Origin of the sequence: Sutterella massiliensis (assembly GCF_016899755.1) — a bacterium.
GTDB classification, from domain to species: domain Bacteria; phylum Pseudomonadota; class Gammaproteobacteria; order Burkholderiales; family Burkholderiaceae_F; genus Sutterella; species Sutterella massiliensis.
In genome coordinates this window covers 1-290 of the sequence record NZ_JACJJC010000392.1, presented here as the reverse complement: position 1 = coordinate 290, position 290 = coordinate 1, and the positions used below count along the sequence as shown (strand labels likewise).

The 290-nt window shown below is 56.9% G+C and carries 1 protein-coding gene; it reads right to left on the bottom strand.

All coding sequences use genetic code 11. From position 1 onward, the window contains the following. Positions 1 to 218: hypothetical protein (locus H6A60_RS13045; protein ID WP_205105292.1), on the bottom strand; the 218-nt coding region annotated here is incomplete at its 3' end. Positions 219 to 290: the final 72 nt, after the last annotated feature.

The window sequence follows — 290 nt, the reverse complement described above, 5'->3', positions numbered from 1 at the left end:
GAAATCGGCTGAAACAGATCGTCCTCACCACCGCCCACACCGTGAATCCAAGGTTGGCCCTTATCCTGCAAAGATTTCTGGCGTTCGAAATAAATGTGACGCGTCTGCAGAGGGTGGGTGAGGGCGAGCTTGCGGTGCTTCTTTACGAACCGCCAGACATAGAAGGGACCGAGCGCCTGCCGAACGATTTGCTGCCAATCGCGACGAAGAATGTCCATGACTCGCTGCGTGTGCGTCGGCCCCCAAAGAAACCCTTTGCCAAGCCAAATCTCGCCGCGATGAGCGGGATC